The following is a 25,813-nucleotide window of genomic DNA, read 5'->3' on the forward strand; positions in this document are numbered from 1 at the left end:
TTTCCTTTTATTTCAATACAGATTATTTATCTATAAACATACTAAACGTAATTCCAACAATCTCTCCTTTCAATACACATAATTATTAACTTACAATTTTTTATTTTAATACAACATTTATATTACCTCTCAATTTTTCATATTGCTAATAATTTATTCAATTTATCATTTTTTTAACTATAGTCCTCCTAGAATTCATGATTGTAATATCATCTAAAACTGCCACCTCAAGAATATCGACAAATTTCTAAACATCTTCTTTCTTAAATTTTATATAGAAAGCTTCGCAATAAATAGATTAAAACAATTATTAACTTTATACATTTTGTCTATAACCTTTAGATCTAATTCACTTTCGTCTAATACGTTTTTACGTATACACATAGACGCCTGTCCTCCTATCATTGCGTATAATTGGTGTACACGATAGACGATACATAATTAGAGCGTTTAGGCCATAAAGAAAACTTCTCTCACTACTTTTGGGAAATCTTGATATTTCGTAATATTCTCGTATATTGTTCGCACACAAATGCAAAAAAGAGATGATTTACTCATCTCTTTTCTCAAATTCAACGATACCGATAGTCGGGGTCGAACCGACACTCTCGAAGGAACAAGATTTTGAGTGCGTTATAGAATATAATCCTCACCATAAACCATGAAAGACATTTATATATATGTTTTTTAACGTTCAATCCTAATTAAATTATCACTTACAACTATTTTTTAAGCAAGTATGTTTCGTTTAACAAGATTAGTCATGTTGAGTAGTTCCACATAAAACGTGCTTTTTCCTAATTATTATATGTAACATATGATTGCCCATATCGAAAAAACGCTGAGAATATACAAGAAAGTAATTACACTTTCTCTATCAGACCTCTTAAATAATCAGGATATTTATTCAAATTATGCACTATCTCATTTACAAATGTTTCTAGTTCTGATCCTCTAGAGCCATTTATATGTATAATAATATTATTAGCTTGTAAAACAAATTTAGGAATTGATTCAGTCTTATCTTGATATAAGTAAGAAAACTTTGCGAATTGAGGGTTATTATAATTAGGATATAAATAAAAATTCATTAATATAATAAAGGCTACCTGTATTCTTACTTGAGAATCATGATATTCAGGGATTTCACTATGATACTTTCCCCATTTCTCAAGTAGAAAATCTTTAAAATTCACAAAAGCTCTTGGATTTTCCAAATGTCCTCGAAGCTCATGATACATTTCCTTATATTCGACATCAGTTGTTCCAAGCCGATTATGATGGTCAGTTTCAATGAACGTTTCTAATAAATAAATTAAATCTAGACTATGCGTATCATGCGATTCTTTCAAAGGTTTAGTTATATATTCTTCAAATAATGTTCTTAGTTGAAACTGTGAATTTACGCTATACTTTCTTTGAAAAATTTTTTGCAGATAAATAACGGGAGTCTTTATCCCTTTACTTTCTAAAGCATCACACACAGCAGTTTCATCCATCGCCACAACAAACAGTAATCCTGGAAGATCTAAAGTTGATTTTATTAATTGAAATATGTTTAATATCTCGTCTGGAAATAGCCTATCTACTTCATCGATCATAACTACAATTTTTTGATTATTTCCATCAAACATCATTTCAAGTTCATCAATTACCTCCATTTTACGTTTAAACAATGGCTTGTTAAATATCGCTTCTCCTGTTTCCTTTGTTATATCACCTGTTGCGTTCACTAAAGGAGTTATAAATTGAGTGGGAACTCCCTGGCTCGCTGAAACAGCGAGGGTTGTTAATCTTGCTAATGGAGAAGCAATTTTTAAGGCATAATCTTTAAACTTTTCTTTCGCATTCTTAGCCCCGCTATCCATACAATCATATATTTCTTCAAACAAATGTAAAATCAATTCTTCTTTATTATTAACCATCCAAGGATTAAATCGTACAACTTTATATATCCTGTTGTTTAATTCTTTTTCAATAAAATTAAGCATAGTTGATTTCCCTGATCCCCATGACCCATTTACGGATATTGCATAAGGAATAGTATTTGGTACGGCTTCAATAAAATTTGCAATTTCTTTAGCCTTTGTTGAAAAATTTAATTTATCAGTTTCTATACTTGATAAAGGCAAATATCCATCCATTTTAATTTTCTCCTCCTAAAAAGGGGCAATATTATTTTTCAACATGGTCAATACCATGTCCATTTATTCTCACTTCATACTTTCCATCTCTAGTAGATATATAATATATTAAACCCTTTTCTTCTAAATATCGATATGCTAAATGAGTTTCTTCTGATTCTCGATTCCCCCAATTAATCTGAAATATGAATTCTTCTTCTACATTCTCAAAATGATGATTATACGACTCTCTAATTAATTTCTCTCTCAAAATACGTCTTTCTTCAAAAGTCAACCTCCGCCACCCCTTATACAATTATAGGAATTCACTACATAAAATGGTATCAAAGAATATACATACCTACATGGTTTATGTATAAATTCTTTTTCAAATATAAAAAAGCACTTCCAAAAGAAATGCTCTAATTATCGTTTATTAATTCAATAGATTTATCATTTCACTAATCCTTTGACGATCCCATAAAATTGTTCCTGTACTATCAGTAATCTTCATAGCTAATTTATTAAAATGACTAGTTGTAACTACTAATCCCTCATTTATATTGTACAATAATATTCCTACGACTACTTATTATATTGCATCATTTCCAACCGAACCCAAATAACATTTTTTTGAACAGCTAAAATTTCATGTCTTCTGTATGCAAGTACATCATCCCCATGATCTCTGGATCCTTTTGTCAATTCGGTTTTATATCCCATGTGTTGAAATAAATCTGCTATCAACTCTTCAAATTCCATACCATTTAATTGATCTACACCTTCAACTAAAAAGTTAACTCTACTTCCCTGCATTCTTCCCTCTTAAAGAAGTAGTTTGCCAAAGAAAGAAATGTTTCCAAAATCCAAATGCTGATCCTGATATTTCCCCTACGACGTCTATATATTTAAATACAACTTTCTTTAATTCTTCATTATCATTAAAAAATCACCATATTGCGCGTAACACTGTTTAGAATTCACTTATTCTAATGTTTCCATAAATAATTTAGGTGGTTTTTTTCTTTTTATTCGTATCTACTCAACATAATTAAAAGTGAAAATTTTTTATGCTTATCCTTCACATCATTATGTTTCCGATATTGAAGTCGTACATTGTATCTTTTAAATTATGATAAATAATGACTTTTTTCCTTTAACAACTTCATTTGAAACTGCCGCTGCCGCTGCTGGTTCATTTTATTCATATCGGAACATATCTTTAACTTAATTGTTATAGTAGTTTGCTTCATGTAGCACGTCTAATTTATTTTTCCAAGGAAGATAGCTAAAGCCTTCTGAAGTTGCTGTCATAAAGATTTTTGTAGCGTCAGTATTTTCGTTCAAAAAATCAAAGGCTAGTTCAGTTTTCCTATTGAATGAGCTGTCGCTGACAAAGTAATAAGCTTCATCACAAACAATATAATAATAAATTCTAGCAATCTGATTATTTTGTCTATCTTCTGGAAGGCTTGATACGATTTTATATCAAACAGTCCACCTCTAAACTTTTTATTCGTTCCCATTTATATTCTTCCAAGTAACTAATCTTTTATTTTAAAATCTGAGTTCTGTGCGATAGTATCAAGGTTCGTTTTTCATTTTTATCAGCAAATGGAAAAAGAAAGTTTCTCATCCAGTAATTCTTTTCGCTGTTCATTTCAGAACCAATAAGGTAGTTTTTTCGGTTTCCAATTCTTCCACCACATCAGTAGAAATTACATCACTTATATAGATTTTATTTTCCATACCTATCTCCCCCCGATTGAGTTAAGTTTATGTATTGTTATTATTTCTGCTGTTTCAAAAACTTAAATCAAAACAACATAAAATAAAATAGATTATCCTCATTAAATATGATTATCTTTCCCGCCTAACAAATTCTTTTTTTCTACTCAAAGAAATAATTAAATTATAAAGAATACCCACATTTCTAACTCATTACATCTCCTAATCCATAAATTTTTTCTTTAAATATATAAATTTAAAGAATTCCCTCTTATAATACAGTAATAAGAAGATTATGAGAGGTGTCTGTATTGGAAAAACAAAAAGAACTTAATATATTATTAACTGCCAAAGCAACCGAAGTAATTAGCAGAAGTGGGTTGAAATTATCAGTAGTCATTAAAAATCTTCCTGGGGGACTTATTGGTGGTTATAACAAATTTGACAGTACGATAACTATAAATCCAAAACAATTGATCCTCTCTGCTATAGAGCATCAATTATCACCAGAAGATTTTCTAGAGTTAATTATTTGTCATGAATTAGGACATGCTATGGATGCTTTATTGACTGAAGAACTCCTAAAAAACTTAGATTTTATAAAAGAAAAACTCTATAATAAACTTACTGAATTTGATGAATTAGATCTAAATCCTAATAGAGAACATAATAAATTTCAACTAGTTAAGAAAGAGGCTTTGGAGATAATTGAAAGATTGAAGAATCTTGAGTACCCTGCTGAAGAAAGAGCTTGTCAATTAGGCAGAGAACTTGTTGCTAAACATTTGCTTAATGCGTACGATAACCATAGCAAAGAACTACTTAAAACATACCTGAAGAATTATCGGGAAATGATTTTCGATAAATCAACCATACAAAATAGTTGATTTCCTATCCTAAATAACTAAATTTATTCAATCATTATTTAAGTTACTTAAAAATCTAGATTTCTAAGATAAAAGGTTTTATAAAAATAAAGCAACCTGAATTCGATTAATAGCTCATTCAGGTTGTTTTTTAATTAAATCATTAGCATAGAGAAGACATTATTAATATTAGTTCGCTATTGATTCATGCTGGAAAAGTAGAGTTTTTCTGGTAATTTACATCGACATATTACCTTCAACAAAATTTGTAAAGTACATATTGTCTCAATTAAGAATATGATTTTAAAATTGCTAAAAAATTTATTGAAAAGAGGATTGTATCACAAAAAATGTAATCCACTCCTACTGCAAGATACAAGCGTAACGATGTTTTTAAAAGCTAGTAAATATATACATAACATATACAGATGTGTTTGATCACGCTGACCTGAGTATGTTAATTCGATATACGCACTTATTGAAGCATGCATTGATTATTTAGTACAATAAGTTTTTTTGTTAAATATGACATTTTTTACATAATGTTAATTGTAATTCAAATAATTTTCTTTTACATTATTTCAAACCCATAATATATAAAGTACATAACTATCCCATTTTTTTATTCTGATAATTTATACTATTGTTCCTTCGTTTTAAATAATTCATAACGTGTTCCAAATTCAAGATTCCTTCCTCTAAATCCTTAGAAATTCTTTCGCTAACGATATCTTCTTCAGTAAAAAGTTGATGCAAAGTTTCAAGTAAAATTCGAACTTCTTCTAAATCACTAAAAAAACCAGTAGGGATTCTATAGAGTTCTTCAGAATTATTTCGAGTCCTATTTAATACTTTTTCTTGCTCAATTAATTTAGAGTAAATAACATTTAACATTTCTTGTTCAGATGGTCCTTTTTCTTCCCCATCATCAACATTTAAATTGTCTTCGATAATTTTTCCAATTCTTTTTTCTAGGTCCGGCCACCACATATCAAAAGCCTTTTGTAATCTATCTTTATCTAAACTTCCAAACTCTGTACTATCATTGATACTTTCAATTAGACTAAAGATGTTATCTCTATCTAATTCTTTGGCTGACTGAAATTGTTTAAGTGGGCCTTGATTCAATAATGTAACGTTCGATTTATACAAAATCGGAATAACTTTGGAATTCATTGCTTTTGAAAGCGCTCCGGCTTCAAAATTAATCCATGGAGCATTAATATTGGATGGTGTAACAAAGATTAATCCGAATCTAGAATTTTCTAGATTATCCGCAATGTTATTGCTCCACCTTTCTCCTAAAGCAATATCTTTTGCTGACATATATGGATTAATATATTGAAGTATGTTAGGTAACCACTCCTTAAATATTTCTGCCAATTGTTTACTTTCATTTCCTGACCAACTCAAAAAAACTTTCATTTTTATTGTCTCCTTCGTCAAAATCTCCTTTTATAATTATATCAGTATTTAAGAAGGATACATTACTTAATCACGATATTTCATCATCATTTTTCGATGTTCCCCTGATAAAATCTTTAAATAAAAAAGAAATATATACAGAACTCTAATTCAAGATTTTTTCTACTTCATGTAATTATTAAATAAATTTTAAAATCATTATATTTAATAACTTGTAATCTCGAAACATCTAGATAACAAGACTTCGATGGTGAAAAGCATATAACAGGAGTTTTTACAACAAATATAATTCGTGCTTTTTTTCTATTTTGAAATGCAAAGAGATTTTCAGGGGAAATCCAAATGTTTTGAATTTTATTATATTAATAAACGTAAGGTCTGTGGAGCAAACTGCTAAGCTCCAAGAAACTAAAAGAAATTTACAATTATTAAAAATAATGATATTGTGACAACTTTTACAAACTAGCCACTCGTAATGTAAAAAAATGATTAATCAGAAAATTACTGTTGCATTATATATTTAAATTAACAGAATCAAATCCCTAAAATGCACTTTAAAAAGAATATTTTTCATCCTACTAATAATAGTTGCTCTATTACTATAACAAGATACTAAAGGCTAAACACTAAAACCCCTTCAACTACGAAAACACCTTTTCCCTTATCTTTATAATTTTCATAAAAAATTCAGAATTAATCCAAAAAAAAAAAAAAAAAAAAAAACAAATCGTTTTTAACGATTTGTTTCAATTAAATTTTGTTGTCTATACAGTACATCAAGTGCATGCATTTCAGCAAAATCATGTCTGCTAACCGTTCCTCCCGAATTCACTACACCTATCACTTCAGATGAAGGAATACTTTTTTCATACACTTTTTGCCAAGTTAATAAGTCTTCATACTTCAAGGGTGCCAAATGTCTCATATCCAATTTATAATTTATATCTAGCTGTAATTTAGGTTTCGCTGATTTTTCCAACAAAACCTTTTGGGGAACCCTACAAGGTTTCTCCCGTCTAACTAATTGAGACATAAGAATTTCCGCATAAATCCAAGGTGATTTAGTTTGTTGATTTATGACATCTTTAGCACTAATAGAATTAGGTGTATTTAAGAAAAATAAGCACTCTGATTTATCTATCATTGTATGTATTGCAGCTGAAAGCATCATATGAACATGACTAGTTGAAAAATTTCGAGCTTCATAACTATAACTCCCCGTATTGGTAGGGTGTTCACAATACTTATCATCAATTTCCTTCAACAATCCATCTGCTGATCCCCAAACGCAAGAATCTAAAAATACTTTTAAACCAAAATTGTGTTTTAAGAATCCCGCTAGTTCATATGCTTGTTCCAAGTCATTATGAGAGTGTGATATAAATACATCAGCATCAATTGAAGGAAACCAAGTTGTTTGCAACGCTGTTCCATCTATACTTCTATCATCATTTAAGAAATCTTCTAATTCAGCCTCTACTTTCTTCTTCTTATCATCAAAATCACCCTTACCGATTTCTACCATTCTCTTGTTAACTATATGACTTGTTGCAGTCTTTAAATCAAATCCGATGTACATACTATTTACTCCCTCTTAACATAAATTTTATTTGGCTCCTTATGAAATCAGGCAGCTTAGATTTTTATAAACCATTCCCCATCTCCCTTAACTTATAAAAATTAATTTTATCTACTTTTGTTGCATGTATTACTATTGAGATATTTTCGGAATAAGGAAATTTTACTCTACTTACCTTAAATGTCCACAGTATTAATTCAAGTAACTCTTGTTCAGAGATAGGATAATCTTTAAATCTTGTTATCCCCGATCCTAAAAGTGGTATTACAATAGATTCGCCATTATGAACAATATCTATTTCATTCCAAAAATTCATAAGACAATTAACATACTCATTCATAGATAAATATGCCCTGTTATCTTCGTCAAATTTTGAAAAAGCCAATAGTAAATATTCTCCATTTTTGAATATTGAACCTAGTGTATATTTAGTAGAATTTCCTTCAAATCTTCTATTGTTTTCACCTTTAATAATTTTCCTTTTTAAATCTCGATCCTCTTTAATTAAATGATTTAGCCCTCCAACATCTCTTATAAAACGTTCAATATACATACCGTTTAGCGTTCTTTTCGAAATAATTTTATTATCTACTTGTGTATCAAAGTATTCATTAAAAGGAATTACTTTCAATCCAACTTCTCTAAAAACATCGCCTTCTTTAACATGTACAACTGAATTATTAATCTTCAATTTTACTTCCTTCATTCGATTAGCGCGAAACCACAGAAATACATAAAGGATCATTAAACCAGCACTAAAAACCATACCAGAATACTTTTTGTATTCTTCAGGAATCGTAAGCCAAATCAAAGCTAAGGAAAAAACGGTACTTATAACAGATACCTTTGATCTAAACTCTTTTTTTATTTCCTTATCCCAAAAACCAACTTTCATATCCTCTTCCCCTTTTTCATAACTTCAGTCTATTTATAGATGAACTCTCTCCAAAATTATTATTTACAATTAAAACCATTGTAAATAAGAACAGATCATTTGATAAAAAGGCAACCACTACATCCTCTATCAAGATTTTCTTCATTTCTCATTGCTTCACAACAGTTTTTTTCATCAACTACTAAATAATTTTATGAATCATTTAATCTTAATTTCCTTCTATTTAATTAATTAAATTTTAACTCTAAAAGGATTAAGCGTCAATTCAAGAAGGGGTTAATTCATTACAATTGTTGAACTAGTAATAATTACTTTAATGAAATGATTTCTATTAAGCTAAAAAATTCCTATATAGTTTTTTATTTTGTAATTGTGACTTTACCCATAAAGTTGCCGCTAAAGGAAGTATATCTTTGCCAAAAATCACATGTTTTTGAGGAGATTTAGTTGATTGTTCGAGGAAAAAGGAATCATATCTTTGCCGTGGATAAATTATTAACCCATAAGCTTGCCGTGAATGCTGTTAGTTTGTATTAAAGTTTGATTAAAATGCTTGGGTTATTTTTTGCTAGTGAATAATTTTTTATAAAAAAGTTTAATCATTTTTCTACTTGTGTTTGCTCCACAATCGCGTCCGATTGCTGAAGAACGAATATTAAACTTTTGTACCAAATAGCCTTGATATGTATTTATGATACGGCTCACCGTAATGTAGCTAAGTGAGGTTTTTTAAACTCAAGAAAGATTTTTTATTTCCGCAAAAAAGCATACATCATATTTTAAAATATAATGTATGCTTAATATCATATATAAACCCTGGCTTTTCATCGATGTACATAAAGTACATCGATTACTTCGCACCTCGCTTCCCCATGATTTTAAAACTATTGGCGGGGACCCAGGGAGTTGCCGAAATTAATAATTCTTTAGTTTATTTGGTTGTGATTGTGCTTTTTCTATTTTCTTCATGGTATTCCCATTGCATAATTCAAATAGGTCATTTCTCCATTCTATATTATCAAAATTTGTTAATTTGTCAATCTGTGCTCCAAATAAATATCTTTTTCTATCTTTTATTATTCCAAATTTCTTTGCAGCTGAATCTGGTTTTCGATATATACCAACTAACTGTGGAGCACCTCCACAGTATTTATCCTTTATATTAAATAAAGTATCGCAAAAACAATGAAATACGTTTCTGGATGTATTTTGATTTCCCTCTTCTTGATAACGTTTATAGTTATCGTTAAACTCATTTTTCCCACTACCCATAACTAAAAGTATATTAGATTTTTCAGGCAATGAAATCTCTTTACCACTCCATCCGGTTCCTCTTCTCCATTCAATCAAATAACAGAAAAACTTTTTATTATCACTTTGTTCTCGAGATACATAAATGATTTGTAACGTATCATCTGTAATCTCTTTTACTTCATTAGGGTATTTTAAAAATGCTTGTATTAGAGTTTCTTTTATTACTTCAAATTTCTCTTTGCAAGTATAATTCTCTTTAAATAACAAACCAGAATCAGCCATTTCCGCTATTTGTGACAAAACGATTGATGGAAATAATACATCTCCACAATAACCAAGAATGTCTGGTGAATTTTTTAATGCAAAAACTTTTCTTGCATAATCGAACTTACCAAATTTACCCCAAGTGATTCTACTATCACTTGTAATATATGCAGAGCTTGGACCATGCGTATCCACTGCTAACCATGCAACAACCAGTGTCATTATTTCACCTCATATTCAACGATATTAACTCATAACCTAATTTAAATGTTCCTAATAATATAAAATCAAGCTAGATTTATATAGTACAAGGTCATTTCTTTTAAACATCCTCAAAGTCAATTAACTATTACATACCTTGGTAATATTATACAATATTTTTTAAATAATTTTATTATTTAGCCTAATTTTTTTATAGAATAATCAAGTTGCACGTCTTCAATTTGCATTATCCTAATCCAATTGTTTAAACAGCAAGTTTGTTTTTTTTTGATTTATCACCACTGTTATTTATAGAAATTTCGACAGCAATACTAGACATTAACATAACAAACTTCTTTAAGAACAGCTACCTACTCAAATCCTTGTAGTTTTGAAGTCCATAGATTTAACATTTCTAAATAATGAACCATTTCTGCGTATAGTTCTTCATGATTTTATATAGTCTCCAGAGTGTTTCTAGTTAAGGAATCCGCTAATTTTTCAAATACTAACCTAATATCAAGATTATTTGCCATAAATAATTACCTTATAGAGTTAAAATAGTGTATAAGTATTATTTTACCACTTAAATGATTCTTAGCTAAATCTTTTGTAAAAAACCTCATTTACTTATGGTACGGTTTAGCATGATTAATATTAAACTGTTTATACAATAGGTACAATTAATTCTTCAATAATCTGGCCCTTTAGTGGAGTAACTTTATCGTCGCTCAACAGTTCCTTAATCCGGCTTTCAGTTCAGATTTTCTTTTCACTATAAAAACATCCCTTTAAATAAACAGATCCAAAGGGACAAAACATCGCGTCTTTTTTATAAACACCGTGACATTATTTAAAAGCGACATTCAAAATATTCTTCAAATCCTGGAAGTATAAGTTTGCCGTAAACAAAAAGAACCATAAGCTTGCCGAAGCGGCAAACTTATGGTTCATATCACAGTAATTTTTTTGTTATTTATATGCTAAGTCAAGGTGTATGTTACTTGTGAATAACGAATTCATTTAACAATTGTATACTAAAAAAAGCAAACAATGTGCTATTGCTATGATATAAATGGTTTAATTGAAAATTCAATTTATCTTTTCCAATTATTCTAGGTTCTTCTGCATCTAATTCGTTGCCTTAATGCCAATAACAATGTACAAATTTCACATATTTACCTCTACAATATACTGGACTAGCAATAGCACATTTCCTAGCTACTTGATTAATAAGTAGCACTATATCATCATTATAAACTTACCCTAATTTGAATGAGGAAGTTGCTGATAGGCTTAAAAATATCATTAATGTGCACTACAATGAAATTGCTAATAGAAAGATAATTTGAAGCCAATATATAACAAGAAATAAATGAGATTCCTTCTAAAAAAAATATATTAATTCTTCCACAATTAGTAATTAAATATTATAATTAAATATAAGAATGTGTGGTTAGATTTTTTAACTTTTGCTTCGCAAGTTTTAAAAAAAATGGTAGGAAGACTTGTTTCCGCCTCGTAGTGTACCGATATTTATCGATCCTGTAGAATGTAATGAGTAACCACACGTTCTCTTTTTTTCGAGGAGGATATTATGAAAACTTTTGAAAATATAAAAACTTTAGATGATCTTTCTATAATTTGAAAAATTCGGTGTATCTCCTGAGAATCCTATTATATTTATATTAGATAATGAATTAAGTAGTAAAGAGAATAAACCATTAAAGAAATTAATTTCACAAGTTGAACTCGATAAAACTAAAATAGCCTCTTTTAAAGATAACAATTTTATTAACATCTAATCTTTACCTTACTACTCATCAATTAGTAAAAGATCTTAAAGAATGTGAAATAGAAGATTTATTCGATAATGATACTCTAAATGTTAAATTGCATAATAAATCATTTGAAAGAGATTCTAAAAAATTCAATGACAAAATCCATTATGGTAAAGCAATATTTGCAGATCACATTTCTAAAAACTATAAAAATATTGATTTTATCGAGTTTCGTCAATTACTTGATAACTTAAATAATATTATAACTAATTATCCAGTAAATTAATTTTATGTTTGCAAATTGTTTGCAAAGGCAAAAAAAGAGCTTAGAATCCTTTTAAAAACAAGGATTCTAAGCTTATTTTTATTATTCCCACTCAATAATAGACGGTATTTCCTGTTCCCTTAAACAACAGCACTTCTTGAAAAACCCCATTGTTTTGGTGGTGTTTTTGGTGGGAAATACAATCACCGAGCATCCAGTAAGTGAAATCTCCACTTGTGGTAAGGTACAGCCTAATGGGACTAAGTGATATTTACAAATCTGGTAAATATCTTTTCATACCTATAGAGATTGATTCATTCCCTCTTTGTAGTAGCCTTAAAACTAACTCACAATATTCCTTATTATTCACTCCAAAATGACCACCTATAGAGGAAGATAAGCCTTTTTCACTAAAAACTTTTAAAACTTCTGCATAATCTTTTGAATATAATATTGTGTGAAATTTGTCATTAATTAGAGAAGCAAGTTCATTAAAATTAATATATTTCTGTATATTATCGATTTTTTCTTCGATTGCTTCAATATTTTTTCCTGATACATCATATGTGGATAGTTTATATTTAATTTGCGACGTAATAGCTTTAGCGATCTGTTGTGAGATTTGTTTACTAAACCTTTCCTCTATTACATATCTCTTTGCTTTTTCTATTCTTGCATTGTCATTAAATACAAAGTGCTCATTAACTGCTTTTAGTATTTCTTCTATGCAAAATAGATTTTCTACCTCTGCAATATTTAAAACATAAATCTCCTGCAAATTTAAATGTTGTATTTCTTCTTCACTCCGAAAATCTCTATCTATAATGCCATAAGCTTTCAAATGGTGTAATTGACCATTAGACTTCATTGCTTTGGTATAGTCAATAACATTAAGTGAACTTCCACACGGAACAATATAATAATCCTTATAAATTTCCCTATATATAGCTGTATCGTAACTTTCAGCTGTTCCTTCTACAAATATAGTATTCTTACGATTACCTAATATGTCTAGCAAACATTGCTCTGGCAATGACTCATCTGCATTCACAAATTCCCATTCCCAGTTACGGCCATTGTATTCTTTAACCCACAATTTTTTTGCATGTTCATGTGAAGCCGCAAAATGTGTATCATGTGTAATGTATATAAAGAAACAATCCTCACGTACTCTTTCAATTGCCTTCCACAAGCGATTCATAATTGATCTGTGTAAATGCACTTCAGGTTCATCAATTATAATTGTTTTATTACTCGGCACAGCCAAACATTGAGCTATTAAATACAACGCAACTCGCTCTCCATCACTCATTTCTATGCCTTTATAATTTTCTTGATTATATTTCACAAACACTTGCGCATCTTCTATTTTTATTTTTCTATGTGGATATATTTGGTTCCATATATCATATAACTGATCTAAAACTGTGACAGGAACCTTATCATGTGATTTCCCTTCAATATCCCTTTGCCTGCATTCATCTAAATACTTTTCGTTTTGTAAATTTCTTTTTGCAATGATTGCTGATAAAACTGCATCGAAATCATTAACCATAGTGGTTGTATATTTTCCCCAATTCCAACGATACCCCTTATTTTGACTACGATCTCCTTTTTCCTCGCCAAAAAATAAAATATTTTCAGACTGCGTATAACTTTTCAAGTCAATAAAATCCTTAAACATTAAAGATCTTTGCGCACTAACTCTATGTATTATTTCAAGATCCTGCTGTTCAATCCATGCTCCTAATCTACTTTTCCCAGCACCATTTGCTCCAATTATAATTAATGCGTTGTTCTCTAATTCTTCTATTCTAACTTGATTATTCTCATCAGGTAATTTTATTCTATAATTCATTTCTCATACCCCTTAGAAATAATTTCTTAAATTTAATTATACCAAATAAAAAGCAGCCTAACTAATCAATTAGTCAGACTGTTCCTTTGACAAAACTCAAAAAATCATTTACTTATAATACGGTTCACTGAAACTAATATTAAATTCATTATTAAGTCGATTGGGGACTTTCTATCTTATCTTCGCTCCAACTACTTGAATATTCCGAACGTCCTAACATTTTTTCTCTCTAAATAAAGTTACCCTCTTACGTTACTTTTATTTAATACTTGATTACCATTAAATATAATTTTTGTACGTTCAGCCGTTTTGATTTCAATATTTCCAGTCATTGCGTCAGCTATTGCAGTATCAGCACCACTCCACATATGAGCATAGTGCTTCAAAGTAATCTCTGGACTTGAATGCCCCATACGTTGAGATAAAACAAGCACCGATACATTAAATTCATTGATGAGATATGAAGCATGGGAATGACGTAATCCCTTTGCTTGTATCTTTTTCACACCTGCGAATTTAGAATATCGCTCAATAATTCTTGATATCGTTGATTTAATCATCGGTAAACCATCATAACTAAACACAAAATCATTTTCCTTACCTAATCCAATCTCTGTTTGCCTACTTTTCCAGTCATTTAAAATTTTGATAGTGTCATCATCCAGTGCTACTATTCTCTTTCCATCTTCTGTTTTCGTATATGAATTCCGTTTCCAATCCGTTCTGTTTTTCAGAATAAGCATATGATGAATCCGTATACGTTTCTTTATTAAATCAATGTCATTCCAATATAAAGCCGTTCCTTCATTCACACGAATCCCTGTCATATAATAGACCCACAACATAACGAAATTTAGGTGTTCATAAAAATCACCAATATAAATTTGATTTATCACTTTTTCAAATTCTTGTTTCGTCCAATAGGGTACAATAGCTTTTCCTTTGTTGATTGCCCTAACCTTTTTTGAAATATTGTATTCTAAATATTGCATTTCCACAGCTTTATCTAAGCTTTTACGAAATGTTCCAAAAACTAGACTTGCATAGGATTGAGCATATCCAGCTCCTCCATTTTCTTGACTTGTTAATAACCATGTACGAAAATTTTGTACGTCCTCCACTGAAATAGAACGGAGAGGAATAGAAGCAAACCTATCTCTTATCTTTTCCAATATTCTTTTCTTAATAGAAAAGGTACTTTCTTCAACGTCTGTTTGATAATACGGTATATACACAGTATTCATAAATTGCTCGTAAGTCATTTTATAGTTAGCGTAACTATTGACTTTATGATATTCTCTCTTTAATCGAGTTAACTCTTTATTAGCTTCGAACGCGGAAGAAAAGGGCTTTCCATTAACGTCTTTTCTTCCTTTTTTTCGTATTCGTTTTCCTGTAATCCGATCAATGCCAAATTCTGATTGATAAAAGAAATTCCCTTTATCATCAACATATACACCAGGGTATTTTGTTGTTTGCTGCGTTCTATCCTTCATTAGGAATTACTCATTTCTGTTATAAGAGAAACTCCTAAAATGGATTCAACCACATCCCTCGGTACTCTTCCTAGTCTTTTGTTGTTATAATACGGACAACCTTTTTGCACCATGATTGCTTTTGCTTGCCTAATTAGTGAAATAGCTTGATATTTCTTATATCCTAGTCTAATTAAATCATCTTTACATATTGTTGTACCCATCACAACAACCCCTTTCCACACTAATATTCATCCTCACTCATAAGTTCTAAAACACGTTGCTCAATTAATGTTTGGTCGGACTCAGTAATTTTTTCTTTCCCCATATGTATTAACTCTTTCAAATAAAGCTCAGCATATTTTTCACCATATACACGCCTAAATGACTCATAGAGCATACTGATTGATTTTACTGTAGCATTTTCAACCCAATTTTTCTTTTTCTTTAAAGTGAGCTTTTCACGCTTTACTTTTAAGGGAATTGCCTCAATACCATCTACAAATTTTTGCCACCATCTCATTGTAGGAAGTCTATTTTTATTATGTAAATCACTAGCACTCTTAGGTTGTGTCTTGAAACAATAATGAGCTGATAAAATACCTTTAACTATAGTATTAAGTGGTTTCCCATTCGATATTTGAAGAGCAACTTGCATAGCTTTATTTCCGGTCAGCTCTAGTTCCCATCTGACCCACTTTTTAACATTTACAACTTCATCTGCATTATCTCTTCTTTCTTGTTTCTTATCATAGATTCGTAATATTTGCGGAGATGCACCAATATACAATGTAAAACCGGTCAATTTCCCATCAAGAATCCTACCACTATTTATTTCAATAAATTTATGACTTTTCGTACTTAATTGTCCTCGTTTCACATAATCCTGCAACGCTTTTACAGATGGAGTAGAATCATCAAAAATATCTAAAGCCAAATCTATTCTTGATACCTTACCTTGTATTTCTAAAATAACTGATACAAATTTGTACCAATGCCAACCATCAACCCTCGACATGTATTCTTCATATTGTCTACACGCTTGCCCAGACATATCTATAAGAACACTACTATGACTTCGTGAAGAATGAAGCTTTATATTCGCAAAGCTAATGCACATATCATAAGTGGGATATGGAGACCCCTTAATCTCTGAAGAAAATTCAGAAATAGGGATTCCTAAAACTTCATCCGCGACTGCCGGCAACCCACTATTTGGAATTGAACAACGAAGGTAATCAATTAAGCACTGATTACTTCGCTTTTGACTCATGTACTTCACCAATAGTGTAACTATCAGCTTCAATTTTAAGTTCTGCAAACTGCCATGTATCGATCATTGGCTTACCTTGTCCGACAAATGTTTTCTTTTGCACCTTTTTAGGTTTTACTTTAAGACCCGTAAAAGAAATTGGAATAAATTCACCATCTTCATAATCATCAAAGATAGGTAGGCTATCTTGTTTTTCAATAACTACAGTAATAGGCGAGCCAATTTCAGTACCACCATTTTGTAATACAAGCTCAATAAATGGTCTATCGTAAACTTTAAAAGTTATTGCATACTTACCTGTTTCAACTAGCTCACCATTTAGATTCTTTTCTTTTTCAATTCGAGTAGAAAAACCATCTTTTTGCACTAACATTGCTGTAGGAACTTTAAATTGTTTAATATCAAAGTGAAAATCACCTAACTCAACATTTTCCGAGTCATTTAAAGAATGTAATGTTGACGATTTTAAAATTAATTTTCCCATGTTTCCAACTCCTTTTTATCACTTTTTAATCCCGAACTCTCGGGATTTCGAATAAGCTTCCAACCTTAGAGCCCCAACCGATTGAACCATTTCCATTGAGGGTATTACACCCGTGTTACTCAACGGGTGGCTTCGCTAATCTTAGTTATTTATGAGAGTTGAGCAAAGACCGCTCAACTGGACCTCTCGTTTCACGAGCGTTTCTTGCCACTCCGTTTGTCGACCCCAGTCGCCACCGAAACCCTCGCAAAACGAGAGGTTATATTTGAACGTTTAACTGTAATATTTTAATTCTGCAATAAAATCAAATTCCTTATAGTCAAGAAACGGAGTTTCCAGATACTTCGGCTTGCTCCAACCTAATCCATCAAGAAAAATATATCCTGTCCCTTGACCGCTAACTGTCTCCAATCCTTCTAAATCTCCAAACACCATTCTGTAAGCTTCATTACTCATGTTTCCTAACGCAATTCGAACACTCAAATTGTCTCGAAGCTCAGTCGGAATATTAGAAGCGTTTGGCTGCTGAGTAGATAGAATAACGAACACACCCATCTCACGCCCTTTAAGAACAATCTCAGTTAGATTTGACATGGTTTCAGCAAAGGTTTTCTTATCAGCTCCAGCTCTAAACGCACCTAATTCATCAAACACTAAAAATATAGGCTCCAAACCATAGTCAACATATGAAGCCCCGTAGACGAAATTTTCAGGATTTTCTTTGTAAATAGCAAACCTCTCCATCATTTGTTCTTTTACTTCACGAGTTAATCTAGCAATATTATTAGTTTCACTAGCAACATATTCTTTACCCCAAAAATGTTGAATACTTGATAAATCCGAGCGTTTAGGGTCACAGATATAAACTGTGGCTCGCATTTTTTTCATTTCAATAATTAGGTAGTTCAAAAACGTTGTCTTTCCTCCACCTGTAACTCCAGCAAGAAGAAGATGAGGTTGTTTTAATACATTCCAGGTAAGGTTACTGTTAAACGGAATATAAATACTATCGTTATGGGCTTTCCCTTGATCACTTGCCATCACTATACGTTCATCTTGTTTTTTTCTAAAGTAATAATCGCAATAAGAAATTTTATCTACTTTGTTATAAACGGTTAAGCCAACCAATGCACTCAGTCCTGTATCGAGAGAACTTATCTTATCGTTAAAAACATCAGCATTTTTATAGCCACGTACAATCAGAGTTTCCTCGTCCTCTCAAAAACCAAATACTGCACTGTTTGTCACAACTTTTACACGTTCAATATTATTTTCCGAGTCCCTTTTTTCTATCATTTCTGTTTCATACAACTTATTTGCCTTTATAAAATACAAAAGTTTTTCAGCAATTTTAGATAGCTTGTTACACTGCCTATAATAGAATTTCCAAATTTTAAATAAAAGATAGACTAATACAGGCAATAAAATAAAATCTGTAGTTGTATAAAAGAGACCCAAAAAATTGATAGTAGGAAATAAAGGAGCTAACAGTACAACTAACCAAAAAGAAATTAACGATCCAATGACACACATCCAAAATAAGACGTTTATATGATTCTTATCGCCTGTATAAGATACAAGTTTAAAATCTTCTTTTATACTTCTCTTTTTAATAATTCGAGTTATAAAATGGAATAAATTTGTCATGTATTAGCTTCTTTCTTCTCAAATTTAAAACGAGGAAGAGAGAAATCCTCTCACTCAATTCCTTTTGAGATATCTCTTTTTGCTTTTAAGGCTAATCTTCTTTTAAACAAGCCCTCAACATACTTTACTTTGTTATTTAATGCTACTAACACTTGATTGGCTTCTTCCTCCGTAAAGGCATAACGATTTGTTGAAAGATTACTAATTAAGTCAATTTCCTTTAATGTTCTTGCCAAACGTTTTTTTACTAGTTTTTGAAATCTTTCTTCTTTTGTTTTCATGCAATTTCCCCTCTTCCTCTCTTGAATTAATCTTCAATTATAATTTCGCCATTATTATCAATGTCAAAATCACCATTTCCAATTGCAACAGAGTCTAAAAACTCCTCCATATACTCAATAGCCATTTCTCTTTCTTCTTCTGACATGTTTTTCAAATCATCTTCAAACAATCAAACTCACCTCTCCTCACGTTATTCCAAATACAATAAATACAGAACCTTATTTTTTGTATTTAAGATAATGGTAACTTATCTTCCTAAATCAGTCAACAACCAAGTGTAAAAAAACCTTTTTTATGGTATTATACGGGTACATACAGACAAATAATATACTTCAACTATATTGATTGGGAGTTGGTAAGAATGAACAAGGAATCTAGAGAAGAAAAATTCATACGCATTGCTGAAAAACGTATGAGTAGAATTTTTTCACAAATGAATCTTATAGCTAATTTGAGTAGTAAAAAACATTATTCGTATACAGATAATGAAATAAAAGAACTTTTTCAAGGCTATGAAAACAAAGGAAATGAAATAAAAGGCTTTTTTGAGCCTTCATCCAATATAAACTTTCCTCTATCGACAGAGTTTAAATTTTCAGATACTACCGAGCAAGAAGAGAAAGGAGAAAAGTTTAGAAAATTAGCTGAATCTCGTATGAGCAAAGTATTCAATGATATGAACCTTATAGCTAATTTAAGTAACAAAAAAAATTACTCATATAATTCTCTTCAAATTAACGAGCTTTTCCAAGCCTACGAAAACAAAGGAAATGAAATAAAACTTTTTTTTGAACCTCTAAATGACAAATTTACTTTTTCAAACTAAAAAACCCATTAAGAAATTCTTAATGGGCTCTAATTCTCAAACACTTACTTTGAATGTCACAAGTAATGATGCATAAATCTACTTAATAAGAGCTATCTAAACCACAGTTCTTATTAAGTGTCCTCTTTATTATGTTGTATTATAAGATCCCCTTTTATTGTAGAAATCCCTTGTTAAAATCAATTAATTTAATGTTATGGTCTTTAAAAAGATTAGAATCTTTTTTTTGATAATACTTTTCAGCGGATAAACAAATGTACTCACACAATTTATCAATATTTACTGTAACTGTATTTGTCTTTAATATTTTTGAATTGTTATCAGCTTGGTTGAACCAATGTACACCTCTCGAGTCTGCTCCACTTACTCCTAGTCTAAATTCGTAAGCATAACGATAATTATCATCTTCTTCAACGCCCCAGTTTTTTATATCCGCATTTCCAGCGTGTAAAAAAGAACAACGTAAAGAATAACACATCTTTCCTGTAAATAATGGATTTTTTGCCTTAGCATCATCTTCTATCCAACCTGTGTCGTCTGCATAGTAGTGGTTTACCCAATCATCAAACCATGTGGCATACTGTTTACCTATATTTCGTTTTCCATTATCATGTTTAAAATCCGGATATTCAATTTCCCCACAAATATCAGGTAAAGTTAAAGATAATGCAAGCGCTGATAAATAACTTTTATTTTTAAGAGCAAGTTTAATATCCTTTATTTTATCTAACATAGAATCTTCCTATCATAATTTATTTTACTATGGCTGCTAAGTATTAATACTTTAATAAAAATGAAAAGTTCTCTTTGGTTTTGAAGTTTGGATCTTGTTCAATTAAAGTATTCTATTGTCCAAGTAAATTATTTCAAGACCTCTAATATACTTCTATTTATCAAATGAATCCTCTATATAAAAAATGAACCTCACAATAGTGAAGCCCATTAATATACAGCTTAAATTCAATTTTCAAGAATTAGACTTATGTTTTGAGTATTGATAAATCGCAATACAAATATAGCACTAAAATATCATTTGAATTTTAAACTTCCAAAAGCACTTTGTCCGCACTACTCTTGTCTATATTTTTCGCTTCTAAATTACGCTCCGTATCTGCAAGCCTTTTTTGGTATATGTCCATTATATTATTTATGTTATCTAAAACCGATCTAAATTCATTAAAATTAATATCGGAATAGTTCTTTAAAATATACTGAGAGAATATTTCTTTACCATAGTATTTCGAGACGTCATAATTATCCTTTTTTGAAAATTCCTTTCCTTCTATTTTGTGCGAAAGGGTACTTTTTTCAAATAAGTCTTCTATATCACACTCTGGCTTCCCACCAATTAGAGGTACAGTTAAAAGGTATAAACTATCAATAATATTGACCATATATTCATTTTCTAATTTTTTTCTTTTTTCATCAGCAAGCCCTGCATGGATAAAAAATTGACCTATTGGTTTTTTCTTTCCACTCTTAATCTCATTATCGAACATTAAAATCACAGGGTTTGTTGGTAAATTTCCGCTTATCTTTTTAAAATCATTTAAATAATTAAGATTAGATTTCTTAGAACCAAAGAAATTATATATATTATTTAGCGCACTGCCCCCATCCTGATAAATTCCAAGAAAATATCCTAATCTCTTTGTTTTCTTTAGAAAAGATACTTTAAACTCAAATCTTCCATCAGTATGTTTAGTAATTAAATTAGGATATTCTTTATAGAGACTTTTTAAAGCTGATTTTAAATAAATAACATCAGTTTTACCTTCCGTCACAATTAATGGCTTAGGATTAGCAAAAAAGTATTTATAAAATAGAAACCTTTGATATTGAAGTTCTCTCGAAGTGAAATTACTGAAATGAGTTTTGATACCCTCTACTTTGTTATTGTACCAAGTAAGTTGATTTATAAATGCAAATCTTCCTTCTAATTTATTAAGTTTGGCGGGTTTACCATTAATCTCGAAACTTCCTTTTTTATAGAGTTGATGGGCCATCGCTCTAGTCTCTTTGTAATAAATTCTATTTACGTTTATTTTCTTGTTAACAACAAGTCCAGTTACCACTTGTCTTGAATCCCTAAATTGTAACCTTTTCTTCTTTTCATTAATTTTAAATCCAGCTCGTTTTAACTCGCTTGATAATATTTCATAAAATTCCGTTTGTCGTTCCAAAAACTTTTTATCATTAGTAGAAAACGTTAAGTCATCTGCATAACGTGTATAATCTAACTTATATTTTTTAGAAATTTTCAATAATCTTTGATCAAGTATTTCACAAATTAAGTTTGTAATGATTGGAGAAGTTGGCGCACCTTGTGGCAGTTTTCCTTCGTAACATGTTAATTGTGCAATAACTGTCGCTACTTCAGTAGGTAATAAGAAATTATTATTCTTAATAAAAAAACCTCTTACACGACCAAAATGAAAACTCCCAAAAAAGTTTTCCAAATCAATATTCAAAACCAATCTTTTATTCCGATGAATTTTTGCATTGGTTATTATGCTCTTTTCTTTTTCAAATGCATGAGAGAGATTATTTTTTATATTCCGTTTTTTTTTCTTATGCTTATACAATGCCTCGGAAAGTTTTCTCTGAATGTCTTTGAGTTCTGCTAAAGGGGCATTAATCTTTCTAAAGCCACCACTTTTTTTATTTATTTCAAACGAAGTGTACAAAGTATTAATTCCCTTTTTATACAATAGATAACTAAGCTTTTTTCTGGGAATTCCCAGAAAATCCGCAAGATCATTTCGTGTTTTTATATCTTGAAATTCCATCATACAAAACTCCTTCATAAATAAACGTGTGGCTACTCATTATGCAGAGGCGTCGAGTTTACCGTAAAAGTTACCTCCAAGTAGATAGTTAGAATCGGAGAAGCGAATGCTCCCACCTTTATTGTCAACACTTGCGAAGCACAAGCGAAAAAATCTAGCCACACGTTAATAAAATTATACACTATTTTTACTAAATAGGATATTTATAAAGATATTTATAAAGATTTTCATTTGATTCCCATTTAATACCCATAATAAAAATGACCTTTTTAGTAAATTGTCCAATATCTATTATCCATCATAAAAAATAGTGTCAATTGCTATGTTAAATTTCAGTAAAACTCAAAAAATCTTGATAAATAAAGAAAATGACGTATGCCAATTCATACGTCATTTCTTATTTCATTTATTAAGAAAGCACCTCAAAACGGACCCTTTAAAAATAGCTTGGGGGGTTTTTTGGTGGGGAAGCATTTATTTTCAAGCTTTTTTACATTTTAGTAAATGTAGAAAACATTTAAAAATAAGCTTCCACAAACCAACTTATTAAATAACTTTATTCCCACTCAATAGTTTCTGGTACTCCCTGTTTCCATAAATAACAGCTATTCTTGAAAAGTTTCGTTGTATTGGTGGTGAATTCGTTAAGAAATACAATTACCTTGAGCCCTTTTTTAATTATCAAAGTATAAGTTTTTTGCTCTTGTGGTGATTTCATTTACTGTTTTATCTTGCTGTTCCCTTGTTTTTTCAATCAATCCTAAATCCTTAAGTTTACTTGTTCTTTTACCAACCATTTGATGGGTACTGTCAATTAAGTGAGATATTTCTCCAGCTCTCATTTTTCTTTGCTCAGTATATAATGTTGATAATATCTCTAATTCAATAGGATCTAGCATGATATCTTTATCTAATTCAGTGAACTCTTCTTTAAAATTATCTGCAATATAAACAATCGAGCATTCCCCAGTAGAACATTCTGGACATCTCCAATGAAACATTTCAAAACTATCCCTTTTTTCTAATGGGTAGCAAGTTCCGCAATTATTACATTCAATGGTCTGATTACTTGAAAGGTAGTGATGAACAACTCTAGTGTAGTCAAAACAACGCTGGACGAAATAATTTCGATATTCCCTTCCTAAAGGATAGCCCCAATTCATTCTCTCACTTTCAACTAAACCTAAAAATAGAGCATAAACTATTACCTGCTGTCCACTCTTATCCCTTGTATTCTTATATTTTGATAAAAAGAAATTTGATTCCAGTGAAGCAAAAAAATCATTAAATGTAGGTGTAACAATAAAATGACTTGTAGGAGGATTGGAAATATCAGAGAAATAATTTCCCCCAACCTCCCCGCTTGATATCTTCTTACGAGTATCCCTCGCTTCTTTTATTAGGGTATCGAGAAGGGCTTTTTGATTAAAACGATCTAACTTATTTTCAAAGGGTTCAAGTGCAAAACGGTTTAATTTATCAAAATATAAGCTTACAGTATGCTCAAAATATTTCTTCGAAGCTAACCTTATTGCTTGTAAATTAATTTTAGTCCCTTTAGAAACTCTATCCAAATAACATGCATGTAATAAATGTCCAATTATTCTCGGAACATTAAATGAAGCTTGGAAGAATAACTTATAATATTCATCCATACCGTTTGAAGAACAGTCAAAATAGTCCTCTATATTTACATTAAATGTTTTAAATCTGGTTTCTAATAACCGAGCAGTATAACTGATTGCAGATCGCTCCATTTCTTGAACTTCACTTGATTCATATAGTTCAGAGAAATCCAAATTAAGTGTATCTACCTTATTAGGGTCAATTTTCCCGAAATAAACTCTGCCTGGATATCCTGCAATTTTTAATTTAATCGTTTCATTACTAGAGTTATTAAGTGGCGATAAAATAACATCGACAAATAATCGCTGGTCTACAAAATTGAGTTCCGAAAAATCGTCAAGGAAAATAACCATCTTAGATAACCCACATTCATTCAATAATGTTTGGATTTCTGTTATTATCTCATTAAAGGGAAATGACTTATACACCATATCTGAATATTCATTATAAATTTCATTGTCATCCAATGATTTGTCAAAATCAGTTATTGTTGCTTCTGCAACTCCCCCAACAGACGGTAATCCACTTTTATATTGAGCTTGAGCTGATGCTTTTGCATTTGTGGTTTGAGCATTCTCTGTCTGGCTCTTAGATCTTATCTGTGTTGTAATTCTTTGTAATACTGGTAGTTCATGTGACTCCATTTTGGTGTTCTTTACCCTACCCTGTATTTCTTCTAGGCTTTTCGTTAATTCATCGTACGGTTTTCTTTTCCCCCTCCAGCGTTCCCAAATTGATAAATTTTCACAGGTAGATTTTATTTCCTTAAGTAAATCTGAAATAACTTGTCCAAGCATCGACTTTCTTAAAATATGAGCTCTAAATGCCCCTTCACTAATCCCCTCTTTTTGAACTACATCATCTGATACTTGTTGATTTGGAATCATATCATAAAGAGATTTCACATCTAAATAGATAGTAATTATATTCCTCTTTTCTTTCATTGAAAGCTGCGCTTTTGAAAATACTGTGCTTTTCCCTGTTCCTTTTCTACCCAGTAGAAAAGTTGTATTCCCTGACAATATTGAATTTAATACCGCATCTCCTGGAAGGGGATCCACGTATATTTTATTAACTGGATCAACACCAATTTCATCTTCAAAATCTCTAAGTTCAGCTCTTCTGTATTGCCTTAATGATTCAGCTATTTGTTTGAATTTTATATGGTCCAC

22 protein-coding genes are annotated in these 25,813 nt (G+C 30.5%); 2 read left to right on the forward strand and 20 right to left on the reverse strand.

Annotated elements, in window-relative coordinates; all coding sequences use genetic code 11:
- Positions 1-863 precede the first annotated feature (863 nt).
- The 4 genes from N2V92_RS02075 to N2V92_RS02085 form a co-directional block, all read right to left on the reverse strand.
- Entirely contained in the window at positions 864-2,144 is a 1,281-nt protein-coding gene (locus N2V92_RS02075; RefSeq protein WP_170264856.1) for a KAP family P-loop NTPase fold protein, read from the reverse strand.
- Between the two features lie 31 nt (positions 2,145-2,175).
- A complete protein-coding gene (locus N2V92_RS02080; RefSeq protein WP_170264857.1) occupies positions 2,176-2,418 on the reverse strand; it encodes a hypothetical protein in 243 nt (80 codons plus the stop codon).
- Positions 2,419-2,559: 141 nt separating this feature from the next.
- Positions 2,560-2,694, reverse strand: coding sequence for a restriction endonuclease (locus N2V92_RS29960; protein ID WP_431174470.1), 135 nt, complete (start codon positions 2,692-2,694; stop codon positions 2,560-2,562).
- Between the two features lie 14 nt (positions 2,695-2,708).
- Positions 2,709-2,939, reverse strand: coding sequence for a restriction endonuclease (locus tag N2V92_RS02085; protein ID WP_170264858.1), 231 nt, complete (start codon positions 2,937-2,939; stop codon positions 2,709-2,711).
- A gap of 1,223 nt (positions 2,940-4,162) precedes the next feature.
- Between N2V92_RS02085 and N2V92_RS02090 the strand changes: the two genes are divergently transcribed.
- Entirely contained in the window at positions 4,163-4,738 is a 576-nt protein-coding gene (locus tag N2V92_RS02090; RefSeq protein ID WP_170264859.1) for a hypothetical protein, read from the forward strand.
- Between the two features lie 588 nt (positions 4,739-5,326).
- On the opposite strand, the gene N2V92_RS02095 is transcribed toward N2V92_RS02090, so the two are convergent.
- The 13 genes from N2V92_RS02095 to N2V92_RS02155 all read right to left on the reverse strand — a co-directional run bounded on the left by N2V92_RS02095 (position 5,327) and on the right by N2V92_RS02155 (position 19,569).
- The gene (locus tag N2V92_RS02095; RefSeq protein WP_170264860.1) at positions 5,327-6,142 is read right to left on the reverse strand and encodes a toll/interleukin-1 receptor domain-containing protein; all 816 of its coding nucleotides are present in this window, start codon (positions 6,140-6,142) and stop codon (positions 5,327-5,329) included.
- 733 nt (positions 6,143-6,875) lie between these two features.
- Positions 6,876-7,721: a toll/interleukin-1 receptor domain-containing protein gene (locus tag N2V92_RS02100; RefSeq protein ID WP_170264861.1), complete on the reverse strand. Its 846-nt coding sequence runs from the start codon at positions 7,719-7,721 to the stop codon at positions 6,876-6,878.
- 64 nt (positions 7,722-7,785) lie between these two features.
- Positions 7,786-8,616: a macro domain-containing protein gene (locus N2V92_RS02105; RefSeq protein WP_170264862.1), complete on the reverse strand. Its 831-nt coding sequence runs from the start codon at positions 8,614-8,616 to the stop codon at positions 7,786-7,788.
- A gap of 915 nt (positions 8,617-9,531) precedes the next feature.
- Complete coding sequence (locus N2V92_RS02110; protein WP_170264863.1) at positions 9,532-10,356, reverse strand: hypothetical protein; 825 nt, start codon at positions 10,354-10,356, stop codon at positions 9,532-9,534.
- Between the two features lie 2,296 nt (positions 10,357-12,652).
- Complete coding sequence (locus N2V92_RS02115; protein ID WP_170264864.1) at positions 12,653-14,239, reverse strand: DUF4435 domain-containing protein; 1,587 nt, start codon at positions 14,237-14,239, stop codon at positions 12,653-12,655.
- Positions 14,240-14,478: 239 nt separating this feature from the next.
- The gene (locus N2V92_RS02120; RefSeq protein ID WP_170264865.1) at positions 14,479-15,735 is read right to left on the reverse strand and encodes a tyrosine-type recombinase/integrase; all 1,257 of its coding nucleotides are present in this window, start codon (positions 15,733-15,735) and stop codon (positions 14,479-14,481) included.
- On the reverse strand, positions 15,735-15,938 hold the full coding sequence (locus N2V92_RS02125) for a DUF3173 domain-containing protein (protein WP_016119021.1): 204 nt from the start codon (positions 15,936-15,938) through the stop codon (positions 15,735-15,737). The genes N2V92_RS02120 and N2V92_RS02125 overlap by 1 nt, the downstream gene beginning before the upstream one ends.
- Positions 15,939-15,958: 20 nt before the next feature.
- Positions 15,959-16,987 (reverse strand): replication initiation factor domain-containing protein, encoded by a 1,029-nt coding sequence (locus N2V92_RS02130; protein ID WP_170264866.1) that lies wholly within the window; start codon positions 16,985-16,987, stop codon positions 15,959-15,961.
- Complete coding sequence (locus N2V92_RS02135; RefSeq protein ID WP_170264867.1) at positions 16,968-17,471, reverse strand: peptidase; 504 nt, start codon at positions 17,469-17,471, stop codon at positions 16,968-16,970. The genes N2V92_RS02130 and N2V92_RS02135 overlap by 20 nt, the downstream gene beginning before the upstream one ends.
- Before the next feature lie 273 nt (positions 17,472-17,744).
- The gene (locus N2V92_RS02140; protein WP_249383806.1) at positions 17,745-18,599 is read right to left on the reverse strand and encodes an FtsK/SpoIIIE domain-containing protein; all 855 of its coding nucleotides are present in this window, start codon (positions 18,597-18,599) and stop codon (positions 17,745-17,747) included.
- 90 nt (positions 18,600-18,689) lie between these two features.
- Positions 18,690-19,118: a hypothetical protein gene (locus tag N2V92_RS02145; protein ID WP_249383807.1), complete on the reverse strand. Its 429-nt coding sequence runs from the start codon at positions 19,116-19,118 to the stop codon at positions 18,690-18,692.
- 50 nt (positions 19,119-19,168) lie between these two features.
- Entirely contained in the window at positions 19,169-19,399 is a 231-nt protein-coding gene (locus N2V92_RS02150; protein WP_000849954.1) for a hypothetical protein, read from the reverse strand.
- 26 nt (positions 19,400-19,425) lie between these two features.
- Positions 19,426-19,569, reverse strand: a complete 144-nt coding sequence (locus N2V92_RS02155; protein WP_016083758.1) for a hypothetical protein — start codon at positions 19,567-19,569, stop codon at positions 19,426-19,428.
- Between the two features lie 192 nt (positions 19,570-19,761).
- On the opposite strand from N2V92_RS02155, the gene N2V92_RS02160 reads away from it, so the two are divergent.
- On the forward strand, positions 19,762-20,226 hold the full coding sequence (locus N2V92_RS02160; RefSeq protein WP_170264868.1) for a hypothetical protein: 465 nt from the start codon (positions 19,762-19,764) through the stop codon (positions 20,224-20,226).
- Positions 20,227-20,380: 154 nt separating this feature from the next.
- On the opposite strand, the gene N2V92_RS02165 is transcribed toward N2V92_RS02160, so the two are convergent.
- From N2V92_RS02165 to N2V92_RS02175, 3 genes are all read right to left on the reverse strand, one after another.
- Positions 20,381-20,959 (reverse strand): hypothetical protein, encoded by a 579-nt coding sequence (locus N2V92_RS02165; protein ID WP_170264869.1) that lies wholly within the window; start codon positions 20,957-20,959, stop codon positions 20,381-20,383.
- 307 nt (positions 20,960-21,266) lie between these two features.
- Positions 21,267-23,015 carry a retron Ec67 family RNA-directed DNA polymerase/endonuclease gene (locus tag N2V92_RS02170; protein WP_249383808.1) on the reverse strand — a complete coding sequence of 583 codons (1,749 nt, stop codon included), beginning with the start codon at positions 23,013-23,015 and terminating at the stop codon, positions 21,267-21,269.
- Positions 23,016-23,689: 674 nt separating this feature from the next.
- Entirely contained in the window at positions 23,690-25,813 is a 2,124-nt protein-coding gene (locus N2V92_RS02175; protein ID WP_170264870.1) for a MarR family winged helix-turn-helix transcriptional regulator, read from the reverse strand.

The organism is Bacillus sp. CH_48 (assembly GCF_038008465.1).
GTDB lineage: Bacteria > Bacillota > Bacilli > Bacillales > Bacillaceae_G > Bacillus_A > Bacillus_A thuringiensis_S.